The sequence below is a fragment of the Novosphingobium sp. TK46 genome (genome assembly GCF_055361525.1).
On record NZ_CM143963.1, the window covers coordinates 2,084,336 to 2,102,963 of the forward strand.

Annotated in this window: 18 protein-coding genes; 9 read left to right on the forward strand and 9 right to left on the reverse strand. The window is 64.4% G+C overall.

Features of this window, described 5'->3' with window-relative positions:
* Positions 1-7 precede the first annotated feature (7 nt).
* Positions 8-415, reverse strand: coding sequence for a DUF1489 domain-containing protein (locus tag ACXJ1Z_RS10050; RefSeq protein ID WP_463776392.1), 408 nt, complete (start codon positions 413-415; stop codon positions 8-10).
* 27 nt (positions 416-442) lie between these two features.
* A complete protein-coding gene (mgtE, locus tag ACXJ1Z_RS10055) occupies positions 443-1,813 on the reverse strand; it encodes a magnesium transporter (RefSeq protein WP_463781226.1) in 1,371 nt (456 codons plus the stop codon).
* A gap of 211 nt (positions 1,814-2,024) precedes the next feature.
* Between mgtE and ACXJ1Z_RS10060 the strand changes: the two genes are divergently transcribed.
* Together ACXJ1Z_RS10060 and ACXJ1Z_RS10065 are read left to right on the forward strand one after the other, a co-directional pair.
* Positions 2,025-2,480 carry a peptidylprolyl isomerase gene (locus ACXJ1Z_RS10060; RefSeq protein ID WP_463776394.1) on the forward strand — a complete coding sequence of 152 codons (456 nt, stop codon included), beginning with the start codon at positions 2,025-2,027 and terminating at the stop codon, positions 2,478-2,480.
* 64 nt (positions 2,481-2,544) lie between these two features.
* Positions 2,545-3,663 (forward strand): Tle-like phospholipase domain-containing protein, encoded by a 1,119-nt coding sequence (locus tag ACXJ1Z_RS10065; RefSeq protein WP_463776395.1) that lies wholly within the window; start codon positions 2,545-2,547, stop codon positions 3,661-3,663.
* Here the strand turns inward: ACXJ1Z_RS10065 and ACXJ1Z_RS10070 are convergent.
* From ACXJ1Z_RS10070 to ACXJ1Z_RS10095, 6 genes are all read right to left on the reverse strand, one after another.
* A complete protein-coding gene (locus tag ACXJ1Z_RS10070) occupies positions 3,641-5,827 on the reverse strand; it encodes a prolyl oligopeptidase family serine peptidase (protein WP_463776397.1) in 2,187 nt (728 codons plus the stop codon). The two genes, ACXJ1Z_RS10065 and ACXJ1Z_RS10070, sit on opposite strands and share 23 nt — an antisense overlap.
* A gap of 48 nt (positions 5,828-5,875) precedes the next feature.
* Positions 5,876-6,760, reverse strand: coding sequence for a LysR substrate-binding domain-containing protein (locus ACXJ1Z_RS10075; protein WP_463776398.1), 885 nt, complete (start codon positions 6,758-6,760; stop codon positions 5,876-5,878).
* Between the two features lie 45 nt (positions 6,761-6,805).
* Entirely contained in the window at positions 6,806-7,723 is a 918-nt protein-coding gene (locus ACXJ1Z_RS10080) for a hemolysin family protein (protein ID WP_463776399.1), read from the reverse strand.
* 22 nt (positions 7,724-7,745) lie between these two features.
* Entirely contained in the window at positions 7,746-8,237 is a 492-nt protein-coding gene (ybeY, locus tag ACXJ1Z_RS10085; protein WP_463776401.1) for an rRNA maturation RNase YbeY, read from the reverse strand.
* A gap of 111 nt (positions 8,238-8,348) precedes the next feature.
* Complete coding sequence (locus ACXJ1Z_RS10090; protein WP_463776402.1) at positions 8,349-9,233, reverse strand: CDP-glycerol glycerophosphotransferase family protein; 885 nt, start codon at positions 9,231-9,233, stop codon at positions 8,349-8,351.
* A 599-nt stretch (positions 9,234-9,832) separates the two neighbouring features.
* A complete protein-coding gene (locus ACXJ1Z_RS10095) occupies positions 9,833-10,855 on the reverse strand; it encodes a PhoH family protein (RefSeq protein ID WP_463776403.1) in 1,023 nt (340 codons plus the stop codon).
* Between the two features lie 240 nt (positions 10,856-11,095).
* Here ACXJ1Z_RS10095 and ACXJ1Z_RS10100 point away from each other — a divergent pair, with 240 nt between their 5' ends.
* Positions 11,096-11,587, forward strand: a complete 492-nt coding sequence (locus ACXJ1Z_RS10100; RefSeq protein WP_463776405.1) for an RcnB family protein — start codon at positions 11,096-11,098, stop codon at positions 11,585-11,587.
* A gap of 49 nt (positions 11,588-11,636) precedes the next feature.
* On the opposite strand, the gene miaB is transcribed toward ACXJ1Z_RS10100, so the two are convergent.
* Positions 11,637-12,971, reverse strand: coding sequence for a tRNA (N6-isopentenyl adenosine(37)-C2)-methylthiotransferase MiaB (miaB, locus tag ACXJ1Z_RS10105; protein WP_463776406.1), 1,335 nt, complete (start codon positions 12,969-12,971; stop codon positions 11,637-11,639).
* 79 nt (positions 12,972-13,050) lie between these two features.
* Here miaB and argS point away from each other — a divergent pair, with 79 nt between their 5' ends.
* From argS to ACXJ1Z_RS10135, 6 genes are all read left to right on the forward strand, one after another.
* Entirely contained in the window at positions 13,051-14,808 is a 1,758-nt protein-coding gene (gene argS, locus ACXJ1Z_RS10110; protein WP_463776408.1) for an arginine--tRNA ligase, read from the forward strand.
* Positions 14,809-14,810: 2 nt separating this feature from the next.
* Positions 14,811-15,605: an SPOR domain-containing protein gene (locus ACXJ1Z_RS10115; RefSeq protein WP_463776409.1), complete on the forward strand. Its 795-nt coding sequence runs from the start codon at positions 14,811-14,813 to the stop codon at positions 15,603-15,605.
* Positions 15,606-15,736: 131 nt separating this feature from the next.
* Positions 15,737-16,759: a beta-N-acetylhexosaminidase gene (gene nagZ, locus ACXJ1Z_RS10120; RefSeq protein WP_463776411.1), complete on the forward strand. Its 1,023-nt coding sequence runs from the start codon at positions 15,737-15,739 to the stop codon at positions 16,757-16,759.
* Positions 16,756-17,544, forward strand: coding sequence for a segregation and condensation protein A (locus tag ACXJ1Z_RS10125; RefSeq protein WP_463776412.1), 789 nt, complete (start codon positions 16,756-16,758; stop codon positions 17,542-17,544). Before nagZ ends, ACXJ1Z_RS10125 begins: the two co-directional genes overlap by 4 nt.
* Positions 17,541-18,125 (forward strand): SMC-Scp complex subunit ScpB, encoded by a 585-nt coding sequence (gene scpB, locus ACXJ1Z_RS10130; protein ID WP_463776414.1) that lies wholly within the window; start codon positions 17,541-17,543, stop codon positions 18,123-18,125. Before ACXJ1Z_RS10125 ends, scpB begins: the two co-directional genes overlap by 4 nt.
* A gap of 168 nt (positions 18,126-18,293) precedes the next feature.
* Positions 18,294-18,587, forward strand: a complete 294-nt coding sequence (locus ACXJ1Z_RS10135) for a twin-arginine translocase TatA/TatE family subunit (protein WP_463776416.1) — start codon at positions 18,294-18,296, stop codon at positions 18,585-18,587.
* Positions 18,588-18,628: the final 41 nt, after the last annotated feature.

The following is an 18,628-nucleotide window of genomic DNA, read 5'->3' on the forward strand; positions in this document are numbered from 1 at the left end:
CGGGGCGCTAGACCAGCCCCAGCTTGGCCAGTTCGCCGATCAGCCGGGGTGGCATCAGGTCGCCCGCATCCTCGCCGTCGCCCAGGTCGCGTGGGGTGTCGGCATCCTCCATGTAGCGCCAGCCCTGGTGCGCGCGCCGGGGCCGGGTGTGGACCGGAATCAGTCGTGGCTCCAGCCGGATGTGCCAGCGCCCGTCCTCGCGCTGGGTGAAGCCGAGCAGCGGCGAGCGGCCGATCAACGTGTGTTCGAAGATCCAGTACAGTGAGCCGCCGACCATCTCCTCGTGCCGCTTGGGCAAGTAGCGCGTGGTCATCAGCGCTTCGCCCCCGGAAGCGCCGGAATGGCTTTCCAGCCAGGCTTTGAGGCTCGCCGGGCTCTCGGTTCCGTAGGCGATCTTGGTCATGTGGAGCGGCATGGCCCCCAGATAAGAACGCGCGCCCCGTCAGGCGAGGCCTGTCAGCACCGCGAGGCCAAGAAACGAGAAGAAGCCCATCGTATCGGTCGCGGTGGTCACGAAGACCGCTGACGACACCGCCGGATCTATGTCGAAACGGTCGAGCGCGACGGGGACGAGGATGCCGGCGAGTCCGGCAACCAGATTGTTGATGAGCATGGCCGCGGCGATGACGACGCCCAGCAGCGGCATGCCGAACACCAACCATGTGCCGGTCCCGATCAGCAGGCCCAGCGCCAGGCCGTTCGTCATCGCAATGCGCAGTTCGCGCAGGATCATCCAGCGCGTGTTTGAACTCGTCAGCTGGTTGGTCGCCAGCGCCCGCACCACCACCGCCAGCGTCTGGGTGCCTGCGTTACCGCCCATCCCCGATACGATCGGCATCAGCACCGCCAGCAGCGCCAGTCTGGTGATGGCGCCCTGGAACAGCCCCACCACCGACGAGGCGAGCATGGCGGTAGCGAGGTTGACGACCAGCCACATCAGCCGGGTGCGAACCGTCAGCATGATCGGCTCGTTGATGTCGCCATCGCCTGCGCCCGACAGCAGCAGGGCGTCCTCGCCGGCTTCTTCCTGGATGATGTGGACCACGTCGTCGACGGTGATCTGGCCGACCAGCCGCCCGGCGTCGTCGACCACTGCGGCAGAGATCAGCGCGTACTTCTGGAACCGCAGCGCGACCTCTTCCTGGTCCATCATCACCGGGATCAGCGTCTGCTCGCGCTTCATGACGTCGGACAGGCGGATCGCGCGCGGAGTGCGCAGGATCCACGACAGCGAGCAGGTGCCGATTGGGCGGTGCATCGGATCGACGATGAACACTTCCCAAAATTCGGTCGGCAATTCGCGTTGTTCACGCAGAAAGTCGATCAGGTCGCCGACCGACATCGATTCATGCACCGCCACGAAGTCGCGGCTCATCAAGCGGCCGGCCGACTCGTCAGGATAGGCGAGGGCCGCTTCGATCGCGGCGCGGTCTTCCGGGTCGAGCTCGGCCAGGATCGCGCGCTGGTCTTCGCGATCGAGGTCCTCGATCATCGCGACCGCGTCGTCGGTGTCGAGTTGCTCGGCGATCTCGGCTACGACGTCGGCGGGCAGGCCCTCCAGCAGCGCCTCGCGCACCCAGTCGTTCAACTCGGCGATCACCTCGACGCCCATCAGGTCGCGGATGGCGCGCGCCAGGTCGAGGCGCTGGTCCTGCTCGAACAGTTCGAACAGATCGGCGATATCCGCCGGGTGCAACGGTTCGACAAGGTCGTAAACCCGCTCGAAGTCCTCCTCGTGCAGCGCCTCGCGGACGCTGCGCACGAAGTCGGGCTTCAGCCGGTTATCCTCGTCGTGATGTTCGTTCTCGGGCATGGCATCGGGCGCGTGGTCCACGCGCTCGATCAGATCGTCCTGGGGATGCTCGGCTGCCATGGGCGAGGGGTCTACCCCTGTGCGTCTCAAAAGCAACCAACGATGCTGCGGCGCAGCGTTTGCGCCCTGAGTGCGATCTATCCAGGGTCATGCCCGTGACATCGCCTCACCAGCCCCTATATGCGCCTGCGAACTTACAGGAGATGCCAAGATGGCCGACGAATATCTCAATCTCACGCTTTCGACGGGTGACGTGAAGATCAAGCTGCGCCCCGACCTGGCGCCCGGCCATGTCGAGCGGATCAAGGAACTGGCCAGCGAAGGTTTCTACGACGGCGTGAAGTTCCATCGCGTGATCGACGGCTTCATGGCGCAGGGCGGTTGCCCCAACGGTACGGGAACCGGCGGCTCGGACAAGGCCGACCTCAAGGCCGAATTCAGCGCCGAGCCGCACGTGCGCGGCGTTTGCTCGATGGCCCGCACCAGCGCGCCGAACTCGGCCAACAGCCAGTTCTTCATCGTGTTCGACAACGCCACTTTCCTCGACAAGCAGTACACGGTGTGGGGCCAGGTCGTCGAAGGCATGGAAAACGTCGATGCGCTGCCCAAGGGTGAGCCGCCGCGCGAGCCGGGTACGATCGTGAAGGCAACTGTCGGCGAAGGCTGATTTTCAGTCTCGTAACGCAGCATTAAGTGGCCCAATGGCATCGCCCTATGGCAGGAGCGATGAAATGAAGCCTACGAACGTCAAGTTGCGCGTCCTGAGCCTCGTCGCGCTTGCGATGGGGCTCAGCGGATGCATCGTCACGAAGCGGGCCTTGCCCGACCTCACCCAGGCGCACGGCCCTTGCTTCGATCAGGATGGAGGGTGGTGCGGATTCACGCGTGATACCGCCGCAGTCTCCTGGCAGTACGCCCAGCTTGCCAGCAACGCCTACTGCGATGATATCGAGGCGTTCGAACTGCCACCCGGCTACACGGTGATCCGGCGCCTGCCGACGCAGGACATCTGCGATCTGGAGCGCGCGGCGGCCAAGGGCGACGAGGCGGCGAAGGCCAAGCTCAAGCCGATCCACAAGGCGGAAGCCAAGCTCAAGACCCACGGTTTCAACTACACCGTGTACGACAAACGCAGCCCGGCCGGCGCGCTGGAGCGACGGGTGATCGCGTATCGCGGTACGGACACCCGCCAGTTGACCGACTGGGTTTATGGCAACCTGGGTAACACTCAGCGCGACCAGGGCCTGCTGCTCTACAAGGAAGAGCGCGCCAAGCTTGATGCGGAAGGTGGCAAGGGGGTGCCGATCGTGGTCACCGGACACTCGCTGGGCGGCGCGATCGCGATCCAGGTTTCGCTGGAGAACGACGGGGTGGACGCCTACGTGTTCAATACCTCGCCGCGCTATACCTTGATCCAGCCCAATGCCAACAAGCGCATCGCCATAGCCGAGCGTGGCGATATCCTGGAAGTGCTGCGCAATCGGACCGCGCCGGTGCGCCAGGACATGCTCATCATCAACTGTCGTCCGACCGAAGGCCGGGTCGCCGCCCATGCTATCCGTGAGCTTGCGGAATGCGTGACATGGATCGCCGCCAAAGCCGATGGCGGCGCCAGGGCTTCCGTCGCAACGAACAGGCTGGTCCAGCCCGAGGGCGAGGCCGCCAATCTGCGCTGGGGCTTGCCGCCCGACCCCTCTGCCATTCCCCCTGCCAAGTCCAAATCGAAGGCCGAAAAGAAACGCGACCCACGGGTCAAGCGGGAGCGCCGCGCGAAATCGGCACTCCTGCCCGCTCCCGTCCCTCAGCCTGCGGAAACGGCGTCCGGCGTTACTTCGCCGCCGCAGCCTTGACCGGATCGACGCCTAGCTGATCGAACAGGAACATCGTCATGTCGGTCTGCTGGGCGATCACCTCGTCCAGCGACGAGCCTTGACCATGCCCTGAGCTTGCCGACGTGCGCAACAGGATCGGCGCCTTCGACGATGTCGCCGCCTGCAATGCTGCGGCGAATTTGCGCGAGTGAAACGGATTGACGCGGCCATCGTTGGCGCCTGTCATCAACAGGACGGCGGGGTAGGCGGTCCCCTTCACGACGTGATGATACGGCGAATAGGCGTAGAGCGCCTTGAACTGCGCCGGGTCTTTCACCGTCCCGAATTCGGTGATGTTGAACGCGCCGTTGGGATCGAGCTCGACCCGTAGCATGTCGTAGATGCCCACCTGGCTGATTACCGCCTTGGCAAGGGCGGGATGCTGGGTGATTTGCGACCCCATCAGCAAGCCGCCGTTCGATCCGCCCTGCAACGCCAGCTTGTCGTGGCTAGTGTAGCCCAGTTTGATCAGATCCTGCGCCGCCGCCGTGAAGTCGTCGAACACGTTCTGCTTGTTGGTCAGCATCCCCTGGGTGTGCCAGGTTTCGCCATATTCGCCGCCGCCGCGGATGTTGGCGACCGCGTAGATGACCCCACCGTCCAGCAGCATGCGCGTGCGTGCCGCGGAGAAGCCGGGCGTCACATTAACGCCATAGCCGCCGTAGCCGTAAAGCAGCAGCGGGTTCTTGCCATCGAGCGTGGTGCCCTTCTTCATCACCAGCGTGACCGGAACCTTGGTGCCGTCCTTCGATGTCGCGAAGATCTGTTTCACTTGTGCATCGGCGTAGGAGACGGTCGTCGTCACCTTGATCGCGGTCGGCGTGGATTTCATCGTCGCCGCGCTCCAGCGCAGGTAATGCGGTGGTTCGGTATAACCGTTGACGTCATACAGCACGTCGCCACCGGGCAGCGGCACGATGTCGCTGACCGACGAGACCGGCGGCACGTCGAGCGCGCCCAGATCCTTGCCGGAAAGGTCGTAGATGCCGACCGTGTTGGGACCACCGGCGATGCGGGTGACGAACAATTTGCCGTCGGCCAGCACCAGCGGAAAATCGGATCCGCCGTCGATGATCGCGGCGTCGGTCCGCGCGGGCACGATCACGCCCGCCTTGGCGAAGCCGCCGGTGTAGGGCGCGGCAAGCTTCACCACCTTACCCATCGGCGCGTTCTTGCGCGAGACGCCATAGACGGTGCCGTCTTTCGCGATCACGACGCCGCCGATCACCCGATCGGCATATTCCGCGATCTTGAGCGCCTTGCCATCCGGCGTCAGCACATAATGCAGCCACTGACCGCCATCGCCCCATTGCACCGAAGCGAGCGCGGCCTTGCCGTGTTCTGCGTTGCTCAGGAAGATTTCGGCGGTACGCGGAATGCCGTCCTCAGCGCTCAGGATCAGCTTGTCTTTCGCGGGGTCGCTGCCCAGGATATGAAGATACGCGCTTTGGTTGAAGTGCCATTCGCTCTCGGGTTGCGAATGCTCGGGATAGCGGGTGTACCAGAAGCCCTTGCCGTCGGCCGTCCACGCCAGCGATCCACCGGCCGTGGGAAACTGCACGCGGTCGATCGGCTTCTCGATCTCCTTGCCGGTTGCGGCATCGTAGATATGCAGCGTGCCGTCCTCGCTCCCGTTCTGCGAGATCGAGACCGCGACCTTGCTGCCATCGGGTGAGGGTACGAACCAGTCGATGGCGGTGTGGCCGCTGGGATCCATGGTGTTGGGATCGACCAGAGGCTTGCGGCTCGCCGGATCGCCCGCTGCGTTCAGAACCACCAGCATGGCTTGCTGGACCGCAGGATCGCTGTAGCCGGCGAAGATGCGGCCGCCCGCCGGATGCAGACCCCAATAGGCTGGCGACCGATCCTTGAACATGCGGGTCAGCTTTGCCGCGATCGCCGCGCGTCCGGGCAGGGCATCGAGATAGTCACGCGTGCGCACGTTCTGCGCGTCGCTCCACGCCTTGACCTTTGGATCAGCGGCGTTTTCCAACGCCCGATAGGGGTCGGCGATCGGCTGGCCCTGGATGGTGTCGACCGTGTCGCCGGTGGGGAAGGCGGGGGGTGCTGGCGGTGTTGCGGCGATCGAAAGGACCGCGGCGGAACTCAACGCGAGACTACGGACGAACGTGCCAAGTGCCATGCTCTTTCCCCTTTGTTTCGATGTGCTTTCCCTCGACGGCCGGGGCCTTCAAAGGTCGGCCTTGATCAGCCATTCGTGGAAGATCTTCACGGGCCGGGTCTCCAGATCCTTGGGGCGGCAGATGAAGCAGTACCGATAAGGGCTGGCGACATCGATGTCGTACAGCACCGCGAGCCGGTCGTCGTGAGAGCGGCGGAAGTGATCGTCGTGCATGATCGCGATGCCAAGCCCTTGCGCGGCCGCCTCGAGCACCAATTGGCCCGAATCGAAGCGATCGACGGAGGCGGGTTGCAGTGAACTCATCCCGATCGCCGCCTTCCAGGCATCGAGGCTGTCGGGCAGATCGTTATGGATCAGGAACGTCTGGCGCGACAGCTTGGCCGCGTCGGGCGTGTCACCCAATTCTTGCGCAGTTGCCTTCGAGACGATCGCATAGACCCGGTTCTCGTCGAGCACGAACGAGTAGAACGAGGGATCGGGCATCTTCGTCAGGATGATCGCGGCATCCAGGGTGTCGCCGATCTGCCCCTCGAGGTTCGGTCCCGTCTCGATGTCGATATGCAGGCGGGGATGGAGGCGCCGCAGCTCAGGCAAGCGGGGAAACAGCCGCTGGCCGCCGAACAGCGATGGTACGCCCAAGTGCAGACGCAGGACCTGGCCGGTATCGATCTGCGCCTCGACCGCTTCGGCCAGCTCTTCCAGCTTGGGCGCGATGGCGTTGTAGAACGACTGGCCTTCGTCGGTCAGCTTCATCGACTGGTGCTGGCGCGTGAACAGGCGCTTGCCGGTGAAATCCTCGAGCGCCGAAACGCGGCGGGACAGCGCGGAGGGCGACAGCGCGAGCTCGCTCGCCGCGGCCTTGGCGGATCCCAGGCGCACCACGCGCACGAACGCTTCCAGCGCGCGCAGCGGGGGAAGGCGGCGTATTACCAAGTCCAGCTACCTTTTCGCCGTGCGTGCCGGTCGTTGCCGTGCGCCTCAGTCAGTTTCGCTCTCCACCACGTCCACCGGAGGATGCAGCCGTATTCTCGTCACATGTCGTTCGTTGCCCTGGGTAATTTCCAGACGCCAGCCGCTCGCATGCTCCAGGATCGTTCCGACTTCGGGAACTTGTCCCGCCATCACGAAGGCGAGTCCACCCAGGGTGTCCACCGATTCCTCGATCTCGGCAAGTCGGGGGTCGATCTTCTCGGCGACCTCGTCGAGCTCGACGCGCGCGTCCGCATCCCACATGCCGTCGTCGAGCGGCACCAGCAGGACATCCGGCGCGTCATCGTGCTCGTCCTCGATCTCGCCGACGATTTCCTCGACCAGATCCTCGATCGTGATGATGCCGTCGGTGCCCGAATACTCGTCGATCACCACCGCCAGGTGAATGCGCTTGGCACGCATGTCCGCCAGCACGTCGAGCGCGCCGCGCGATTGCGGCACGAACAGCGGCTGGCGCAGCAGGGTCGTCCAGTCCGCGGGGGCGACGTTACCGCGTGCAAGGATCGGGAACACGTCCTTGATGTGGATCATGCCGCGCACTTCATCGAGCGATTCGCCATAGACCGGCATCCGGCTGTGGCCATGCTCGGCAAAGGATTCGACCACTTCGTCCCAGCTTGCGGAAGCCGGGATCGCGATGATGTCTCCGCGCGGAACGGCGACGTCGTCGGCATCGTGCTCGCTGAAATGCAGCAGATTGCGCAACATCTGACGTTCGAGCGACGACAGGTCGCCGCTCTGATCCTGAGAGCTTTCGCCCTCGTGCTCGTTGATCACATCCTCGATCTGCGCGCGAAGCGACTGATCGACATCGGAAACGAACATCCGTCGGATGACACGCCAGAGCGTGCCGCTACTGTCCGGTTCTCCCGAACCGGATTCTGTGTGCCGGCCATTGTCGGCCATCGTGCTGCTGAGCCCCTGTCGATTAACGTTCGCAGCCATATGGGTCGGCAAGGCCCATCACCGCAAGAGCCTTTGTTTCGAGTGCCTCCATTGACGTCGCGTCCTTGTCGCTGGTCTCGTGGTCGTACCCGGCGAGGTGGAGCAGCCCGTGCACGATCAGGTGCGCCGCATGGTGGTCGATGGGGATGCCCTTCTCGATGGCCTCGCGCGCGCAAGTCTCGTAAGCCAGCGCGATGTCGCCGAGCATCTCGGGCGGGCCGCTCGGAGCGAGATCGACGAGGTCGGAGCGCTCGATCATGGGGAAGGACAGCACGTTGGTCGGCTTGTCCTTGCCCCGCCACTCGGCGTTCAGCGCGTGGATGTCCTCGTCCGAAGTGAACAGGATGCTGGCGGTGAGGCGAGGATGCGCGAGTTCGGGTGCGACTAGGCCCGTGGCTTTGGCGGCATGTTCGGCCAAGGCGTCCCAGCTAGGCAGGGCGGGCCAAGGCTCCTCGATATCGATCTCGATGTCCATGGCGATGCTTTTAGCTTACTGGCGCGCACAGACCTAGGTCGATGCTGCGGCCGGAATGTCTGAACTGGCGGTGGAAAGCGGACGGCGACCCTGCGTTGCGTTCTCCTTGGCTTAATCATTGCCCAAAGATGGGGATCGCTCGCCAAGAAACTCGATGATCCTGTCTGCTGCGTTTTCGTCCGCTGGATTGCGAAAGTCGCCGACTGTATCAAGGATCGCTTCAAGCTGTAGAGCTTTGTAAAGCTCGTGGTCCGCAGTCGCACGATGAAGTGAACCAAGGATCTGTTCCGGCGTGGTTACCGTCTCGCCAAGGCTCCACATGGCGGGCAACTTGGTGTCGCCGGAGCCACCATCAGCCACCTGATCGATGAACACGCACGGGCGTGGAAAAATAAGCCATTCGTAAAGTTGGCTGCTGAAGTCGCCTACATAGATGTCAGCCCCTAGGGTATAGGTCATGTTCATGCAGCGCTCGGAGCCGAGATCGACGATAAGCCACTCCGGGTCTGACAGCGCTTCCAAGGCTTTGCGTTCGGCGCACGGTTTATCGGCAAACAGCCGCACGTGCGGCGCGACTATCAGATTGAAGTTTCCATCTTCCTTCACAGTCCGGATTAATTCTTTGCCAAAGCGCGTCCAGCTTCCGCGACGTGGGTGAAAGTGCGGATTGTAAAGGATCGTCGGTCGCCCATTGGCGAATAGGGGCTGACAAGCCAGCTTTCGCAGGCGGTTCAATCCAGCCAGTTTGACCTGACCCACCGCAAATACCCGCTCTGGCGGCAAAAGGCAGTGTTCGACGGTGCACCGAACGTCCGCTGGCCCCGCCACCAGTGCAAGATCAAACAAGGAGAAGCGCCGATCCACCCCTTTGCCGCTCGCACGGCGCGGACCGCCAACTCCATGAGGGATGTGCACTATCGGTGGGCAGTGACCCGGCACCCGTGTGAGCCAAGTTGACGTGCGCTCCAATGCCACGATGCAGTCGAACTGGCGCATGCGATTACACCACCAAGCCAGACGAAGGATCTTCAAGGGGCCACATGCGCTTAGACGCTTTGACAGGCCACTTACGATGGTAGGTAGCATCATCACGGTGATTGCTACCCGCTCCGCACCCAGCGCTTGAAGCATGTCACGGGCGAAGTTTGCGTCGGACTGACAAGGCGTGAAAATCTCGACTGTCACATCTGGACGGCGTGACAATGAAGCAGCCACTGGCAGGCCGTGAAGAAACTGGTGACTGCCACCGACGAGCGGGAATGCGACATTATACACGATAGGGGGCATAGATTGTGGTGCGGGGAACGTAGTATCCGCTCCTAAACTCGTCCTTTGTCGCAAAGCTTATGATTAGTCGTGCAGGCAATCGCGACAACGCTCACTCCAGTTGATAGCTCGATTATCGGGCTCGGGAGACGCGGCTAGGCCAACGCATAAGCATCAGCAATACTGACTGTGTTTCAAAAGATTGCTCTCGCATCATCGCGAGAAAGGCAAATCCCGCGCGATCGGCGGTCATGCGCGATTTGAATTAACGGTGCAAGCGTCCGCAATCGGGTCGCAACCGGACAATCCGCTATTCAAGCTGGCCCGACCTAAGCCTCCTGCCCCTCGTAAGCGTCCACGATCCGACCCACGATCGGGTGCCTCACAACATCTGCAGAAGTAAACCGTGTCACCTCAATCCCCTCGACGCCTTCGAGGCGCCCGACCGCATCGGCCAGGCCGCTCATGCGCTCGCCGCCGGGGATGTCGATCTGGCGCGGGTCGCCGCACACGACCATGCGGCTGTTCTGGCCGAAGCGGGTGAGGAACATCTTCATCTGCTCGCGCGTGGTGTTCTGCGCTTCGTCGAGGATGACGAAGGCATCGGCCAGCGTCCGCCCGCGCATGAAGGCGATCGGGGCGATCTCGATCTCGCCCGCGGCCAGCCGGCGCTCGACCTGTTCGGGGGGCATGCAATCATAGAGCGCATCGTACAAGGGTCGCAGGTACGGATCGACCTTGTCCTTCATGTCGCCGGGCAGGAAGCCCAGCTTCTCGCCCGCTTCCACCGCCGGGCGCGACAGGATCAGGCGCTGAACCGAGCCGGTCATCAACTGGCTGACGGCTTGCGCCACCGCCACATACGTCTTGCCCGTGCCTGCCGGGCCGAGCGCGAAGATGATGTCGGCACGGGTCAGCGACCGCATGTAGTCGATCTGCATCGCCGAACGCGGTACGATCGTCTTCTTGCGGGTGCGGATCATGATCGGCGGGTTGCCGCCGGCATCGCCGGTGATGATGCCTTCGAGCGTGGGTTCTGCGGACATGACGATAAGCGACTCGACGGCGCCGGTATCGAGCGCGTGGCCCTGTTCCAGGCGGTGATACATGCCCGTCAGTGTTTCGCGCGCGCGGGCGACCGCGTCTTCGGGGCCTTCGATCTGCACGCGATTGCCCCGCGCGGCGATATAGACGCCGAGCCGGTTCTCCACTTGCACCAGGTTGGCATCGAACTGGCCGAACAATGTCCCGAGCAGCGCGGGTTGGTCGAATTCAACCTCGACACGCGCCCGCCGATGATGGTCGGGCCGAAATTGCGTCGACTCTGGACGCTGCGCTATCTTGCGGGCCATGCGCTCCTTTCAGGATGAACGCGCTTCAGTGTACGTCCAATCTAGGCTGCGGTTTGGCATGCGCAAGCGGGCGGACACCGCACTGTCCACAATTGCGATCACGCACTTGATGTTCAGCAACCGAATACATCTCGCGACATTCCTGCATTGGTCCTGAAGCTGTGGTTGTCACTCCGTTCAGTTTAACAGCTCCAAAGGTGAATGTGTTGCCCCTCGGGGGTGCCGAAGATGGAGATAGAGATGCGTAAGTTCATCATGGCCGCGCTGGCGGCCAGCGCGATGGTTCCGGCGGTTTTCGTTGCGGTGGCGGCGCAGGCGCAAAGCGCGCGCGAGGTGCGCGAAAGCCAGCGCGATCTGCGCCGCGACCAGCGAGACCTGCGCGATGCCCAGCGCTACGGCGATCGTGGCGATGTGCGCGATGCCCGCCGCGACGTGCGCGAATCACGTCGCGAAGTGCGTGAGGATTGGCGCGACTATCGCCGCACCCATCGCGATGCCTACCGCCGCCCCGCCTACGCCGGACCGCGCGGATATCAATATCGCCCGGTTGCCGTCGGTCACCGTTTCGATCGCCAGTACTATGGCAATCGGTATTGGGTAAACGACTATCGCAACTATCGCCTGCCGGCTCCCGCCCGCAACGCGCGCTGGGTCCGCTATGGCAACGACGTGGCGCTGGTGAACATCCGCAACGGACGCGTGTTGCAGGTGCATAACGGCTTCTTCTGGTAAGCCTGTCGTCCGGCCCCGGTGCAGCGATGCGCCGGGGCCGGATGCGCATTCAGGCGACCATCCGCAAGGCGGGACGACCCGCCAGCGAATTGGCCCCTGCCTCCACGAGTTCGATGGAGACGATATCACCGATAGCGGCGTCATCGAAGAAGTGCACCGATTGCAGCCAGGGCGACTTGCCCAGCCACTGGCCGGGCAGCTTGCCCTTGCGCTCCACCAACACGTCGCACACACGCCCGACGCTGGCCTGGTTGAAGGCGAGCTGGGTGCGGTTCAGCGACGCCTGCAGCCGCTGTAGCCGCTCATCCATTACCTCTGGAGCGATCTGGCCTTCCATCGTCGCTGCCGGTGTGCCGGGTCGTGGGGAATACTTGAAGCTGAAGCACTGGGCATAGCCGACAGCTTCGACCAGCCGCACCGTCTCGTCGAACTCCGCATCGGTCTCGCCGGGAAAGCCGACGATGAAATCGCCCGAGACCGCGATGTCGGGGCGCACCGCGCGCACCTGCTCCAGGATCCGCAAGTAGCTCTCGACCGAATGGCTCCGGTTCATCGCCCTGAGCACGCGATCCGATCCCGACTGCACCGGCAAGTGCAGGAACGGCATCAGCTTGGGGATCGTGGCGTGGGCCTCGATCAGCGCCATCGTCATATCGTTGGGGTGGCTGGTGGTGTAGCGGATGCGCGCCAGGCTGGGCATCGCGGCGAGGGCGCGGATCAGGCCGTCCAGCCCGACGTCGCGGCCTTTCGCGTCCTGTCCGGTCCAAGCGTTGACGTTCTGGCCCAGCAGCGTGATCTCGCGCGCACCGCTGTCAACCAGTCGCTGCGCCTCGTCGACGAGGTCGGCGTACGGTCGCGAGACTTCCGCGCCGCGCGTGTAGGGCACGACGCAATAAGTGCAGAACTTGTCGCAGCCTTCCTGTACGGTCAAAAAGGCGGTCGCCCCGCTGCGGCGTCGCGCAGGCAGGCTGGCAAACTTGGTCGCGGTGGGCATGTCGGTGTCGGTCGAGGATCGACCGGCCGCCGCCTCTCGCACCATTTCGGGCAGGCGATGATAGGCTTGCGGGCCGACGACCATCTTCACAGACGGCGCCCGCGCCATGATCTCCTCGCCCTCGGCCTGGGCGACACAGCCCGCGACCGCGATCAGCGGGACCGAGCCGTCATCGCGGCGCAGGCGGCCGATGTCGGAGTAGACGCGATCGACCGCCTTCTCGCGAATGTGGCAGGTGTTGAGCACGACCAAGTCAGCATCGGTCCCCTCGGGCGCGGCGGTCATGCCTTGCGAGGCGAGCAGTTCGCCCATGCGCTCGCCGTCATAGACGTTCATCTGGCAGCCGAAGCTCTTGACCTTGTAGGTCTGCGGGGACGTTGATGGGGGCATGGCTGGCCCGATACAGGAAAGCCGGGCGAATTTGAAGGAGGTTGGTTTGAAGGGGCAAACCGGCTAACCGGCGCGCACCATGAGCCAGAACCAGACCCTCTACGCCGCCTTCACCGGTCATCTCTCCGCCGCGCTCGACGCGCTGGAAGCCGCAGGCACGCTGCCGGCGGGGATGAAGCGCGGGGCGATCACGGTGGAGCCGCCGCGCGATCCCTCGCACGGCGACTTGTCGACCAATGCGGCGATGGTGCTGGCCAAACCTGCGGGCTTGAAGCCGCGCGATCTGGCCGAGGCGCTGATCGCCGAACTGACCAAGCTGCCCGACGTGACCAGCGCCGAGATCGCCGGTCCGGGCTTCATCAACTTGCGCCTGTCGCCCGCCGCCTGGCTGGCCGAACTGCGTGCGATCGCGACGTTGGGCGCGGACTATGGCAAGTCGGATGCAGGCGGCGGCGCGGTGGTGAACGTCGAGTATGTCTCGGCCAACCCGACCGGGCCGATGCATATGGGCCATTGCCGGGGCGCGGTGGTGGGCGATGCGCTTTGCACGCTGCTGGAATCGGCGGGCTACAAGGTCATCCGCGAATACTACGTCAACGATGCGGGTGCGCAGGTCGACGTGCTCGCCCGCTCGGTGCACGTCCGCTACCGCGAGGCATTGGGCGAGACGGTTACGATCCCCGAGGGGCTCTACCCTGGCGACTACCTGGTGCCGCTGGGCCAGGCGCTCGCGCAGGAGTTCGGCGACACGTACGTCGCCGCGCCCGAAAGCGACTGGCTGATCCTGTTCCGCGAAAAGGCGGTCGCGGCGATGCTGGTGATGATCAAGCAGGATCTGGCGCTGCTCGGCATCGAGCACGACCTGTTCTCGTCGGAGGCGGAACTGCAGGCCGCCGGCAAGCCCGAGGAAGCCGAAGCCTTTTTGCGCGCCCGCGATCTCGTCTATGACGGCGTGCTGGAAGCGCCCAAGGGCAAGACCCTGGACGACTGGGAGCCGGTCGAACTGCCGCTGTTCCGCTCGACCAAATTTGGCGACGACCAGGATCGCCCGATCCGCAAGTCCGACGGCAGCTGGACGTATTTCGGCGCCGACCTCGCCTACCACTTCCAGAAAGCGCAGAATGCCGATGCGCTGGTTGACATCTGGGGCGCCGACCATGCCGGCACCGTCAAGCGGATCAAGGCCGCGGTCACCGCGCTGACCAGCGCCGACGGCGCCAATGATGGAACGGGGGCGATCCCGTTCGAGATCAAGCTGGTCCAGATGGTGCAGTTGCTGCGCAATGGCGAGCCGGTGAAGATGTCCAAGCGTTCGGGCACCTTCGTTACGCTGGCGGACGTGGTGAAGGAAGTCGGCAAGGACGTGGTGCGCTTCACCATGCTGACCCGCAAACCCGAGGCGCAGATGGACTTCGACTTCGCCAAGGTGGTCGAGGCGTCGAAGGACAACCCGGTGTTCTACGTCCAGTATGCCCATGCCCGCGTCAGCTCGACCCTGCGCAAGGGCGCGGCGGAAGGCTTCGCGCCATCGGGCGAGCATGTAGAGCTGCTGGGCGAGGAAGAGCTGGATCTCATCAAGCTGGCCGCGCAGTTCCCTCGCATCGTCGAAGCCGCCGCCGCCGCGCGCGAGGCACATCGGATCGCTTTCTTCCTGCAGGATTTGGCGGCTGCGTTCCATGGCTACTGGAACCTCGGCAACGATCGCGTCGAAAAGCGCTTCATCGTGGCACAAGATGGTAACCTGACCGGCGCTAGGCTTTTTCTTGCAACCCAGATCGGGCAGTTGGTACGCAATGGGCTGGCCTTGCTCGGTGTCGAGGCGGTGGAGGAAATGTGACGATGGCGATGGCGTATCCGGGTGTGGGCCGCGACGATTCGCGCATCGAGGATGAACGCGAGGCGTTCGCCAGGACCGGCTCGAAGGTCGGCACCGACCGATCGTTCGACAACCGCTTCGATCAGACGGGAGAGCTTGACCTCGGCGATGACGACGTCCGCCTGCCGTGGCTCGAGGGTGACGATGACGACGATCTTGATCAGAACCGCTCGGGCACCGGGCAACTCATCGCCTTCGTTCTGCTTGGACTGGTGGCATTGGGCGTGATCGTCGGCGCGATCTGGTGGTTCCAGCGCGACCGACCCGACGAGACGCTGGTTGCCGATGGCGAGACGATCGCGGCACCGACCACGCCATATAAGACGAGACCGGCCAATCCCGGTGGTGAAGTCGTCGCCGGCACCGGCGACACCAGCTTCGCTGTGGCGGAAGGCCAGACCCGGCAAGTCCGCATGGGCAGCGATGCGCCTGCACCCGCCATCACGCCCAAGCCCGAGGGCAACGCGGCCGCATCGCCGGCAGCTGTTTCATCGTCGGCGGCGTCGACCGACACCACCGGTGTCGGCGTGCAGATCGGCGCTTATTCCACTCGCGAGTCCGCCGACAAGGGCTGGACCCGCCTGTCCACGCAATATGAAGCGTTATCGGGCATGAAGTACCGCATCGTCGAGGGGCGCGCCGACATCGGCACCGTCTATCGCCTGCAGGCCGTGCCCGGCGATACTAATGCCGCCAATCGCCTTTGCGCCACGCTCAAGGGGGCAGGCCTGAGCTGCCAGGTCAAGCGCGGCAGCTGAGGGCGCCGGCCTCATAGCCCCGCCATTCCCACCTCTACGGGAATGGCGGGGGCGGTCGTGATCCGCCTCCACCTGTGCACATCCGACGACGCCAACTTGCCCCGACTGTCGAGTTCTGCGAATCCTCGATCATGACACCCGCGATCTTCGGCTTGTCGGGGCTGACGCTCAGCGCCGACGAGCGTGCCTTCTTCCGCGATGCCGACCCTGCCGGATACATCCTGTTCGGCCGCAACATCGATAGCCGCGAGCAAGTCCGCGCGCTGACCGACAGCCTGCGCGACATCCACGGTCGCGACCGGCCACTCGTCTGCATCGATCAGGAAGGCGGCCGCGTGGCGCGGTTGAAGCCTCCGATCTGGCCGGCTTATCCCGCTGGCGAGGCGTTCGACCGGCTCTATAACATCGGACCGATCAGCGCGATCGAGGCGGCGCGATGCAATGCCCACGCGCTGGGACTGGACCTGGCAGAGGTCGGGATCACCGTCGATTGCTATCCCTCGATCGATGTGCGCCAGCCGGGTGCGCACGACGTCATCGGCGATCGCGCTTTCGGCGCCGATCCGATGCGCGTGGCAGCGCTCGGCCGCGCGGCGCTCGACGGACTTGCCCGCGCCGGCGTCGTCGGCTGCATCAAGCACATGCCCGGTCATGGCCGCGCCACGGCAGACAGCCACAAGGAGCTGCCCACCGTTACTGCCTCCGCCGAGGAACTGGAAATCGACTTGCGTCCGTTTCGCAGCCTGGCCCATGCGCCGATCGGGATGACCGCCCATGTCCGCTACACCGCGTGGGATGCGGACAATCCGGGCACCCTCTCGCCGTTCATCATCGAAGAGGTGATTCGCAAGCGTATCGGCTTCGCTGGCCTGCTGCTGACCGACGACCTCGACATGCAGGCGCTTGATGGAACGGTGCCCGAACGCGCGGCGCGGGCGATCGCGGCGGGATGCGACATCGCGCTCAACTGCTGGGCGCGAATGGACGACATGATCGGGATCGCCGCGGCCTGCCCGTCGATGTCCGCGGCGAGCGGTGCCCGACTGGAGCGCGCCCTGGCGCTCGATGTCGAGGTAGTCACTGCCGACCATGGCGAGCTCGTCGCCAAGCGCGACGCGCTGTTGGCGCTGGCCTCCGGCGACACCAGGGCGTGACCGCGCTGGCTGTCGAAGATCGGCAGGGATCGAGCGCACGCGACGAGGATCGACCGCTTTATCTAGAGATCGACGGCTGGGAAGGGCCGCTTGATCTGCTGCTCGATCTCGCCCGGCGGCAGAAGGTGGACTTGCGACGGATATCGATCCTCGAACTCGTCGATCAATACCTGGGCTACATCGATCGGGTCGGGGCGATGCGGCTGGAACTGGCCGCCGATTACCTGGTGATGGCGGCATGGCTCGCCTATCTCAAGTCCGCATTGCTGCTGCCCAAGGATGAACAGGAGGATCCCAGCCCCGAAGAACTGGCGCTACGCCTGCAGCTTCGTCTGCAGCGGCTGAATGCGATGCGCGAAGGCGCGGCCCGGTTGATGGCGCGGGACCGGCTGGGGCGCGACGTGTTCTCACGCGGGGCGCCAGAAGGCTTGCGCGTCGATCGCCGCAATCGCTGGCAATGCGAATGGTTCGACCTTGTAAGGGCATATGGCGACGTGAAGATGCGCAACGAGCCCGTGGTGCACATGGTGCGCGAACGCATGGTGATGACACTGGAAAGTGCGATTGCCCGGGTCGCCGCGATGCTCGGTGTCACGCTGGACTGGATCGAACTGCGTGATTTCGTGCCGCCGGTCACCCAAGGGGATTGGGCCAACCCGCGCCTGCGTCGGTCGGCCCTGGCCTCCAGCTTCGTCGCCGCGCTGGAACTCGCGCGTACTGGCCGGGCGGAACTGGCGCAGGATGAGACGTTCGGACCGCTGCGGTTGAAGGCGATCGGGCGGTGAACCCACCCGATGATCTCGTGCGTGCGGTGGAAGCGACGTTGTTCGCGGCCGAGGCGCCGATGACGGTCGAGACGATTTCGGCGCATCTGGGCGGTGTCCCCGTGCGTGCCGCGCTGGCCGAATTGCGCGCGCATTATGATCGGCGCGGCGTGCATCTCGTCGAACGGGGTGGCCGCTGGCACTTCGAGACCGCGCCCGACCTGGCGCATTTGCTACGGCGTGAGCGCGAGGATGTGCGCAGGCTCAGCCGTGCGGCGACCGAAGTGCTGGCGATAGTCGCCTATCATGAGCCGGTCAGCCGGGCCGAGATCGAGGCGATCCGTGGCGTGCAAACCGCAAAGGGGACGCTCGACGTGCTGATGGAAGCCGGGTGGGTGCGGATCAGCGGCCGCCGCGAGGTGCCCGGCCGTCCCGTCATCTACGCCACGACACCGGAGTTTCTCGCCCACTTCGGTCTTGCATCGCTCAAGGAACTGCCGGGCGTCGACGAGATGCGCGGCGCCGGGCTGCTCGATCCCGTCGACGACGACATGGTGGAACAGGCGATGTCGCGCGAAGCCGACGGCGACGATACGCAATGAGGGACCGTCACGCGATCGTCATCGCCGGGTCGTAGCGCGCCGCAACCTGATCGCGCTTTAGTGCACCCGATGCCTTTGCGCCCGACGTGGAACGCACTGGCATCCGGGCGTACAAAGCACTAGATGAGCCCCGCGCCACCGACTGGCGCAAGCATTGGAGTCGCAAGTATGGGTGGCCTATCCCTCTGGCACTGGATCATCGTCCTTCTGGTCGTTTTGATCCTGTTCGGCCGCGGCCGCATCTCCGAGATCATGGGTGATTTCGGCAAGGGCATCAAAAGCTTCAAGGAAGGTATTCACGAGGAAAGCGGCGATCGTCACACCGCCGCGCCGGTCGTGCCTCCGGTCCAGATCGCGCCGCAGCCTGTCAGTCCGGTCGATCCGGTGTCCCCGCCCGTGGTTACGCCTCCGGTCGCTCCGGCCCCGGTCGTCAACCCCACCGATCCGAAAACGGGCGTTTGACGAACGATAAGACGATCTGAAAAGTCGAACCAGGGACCAAG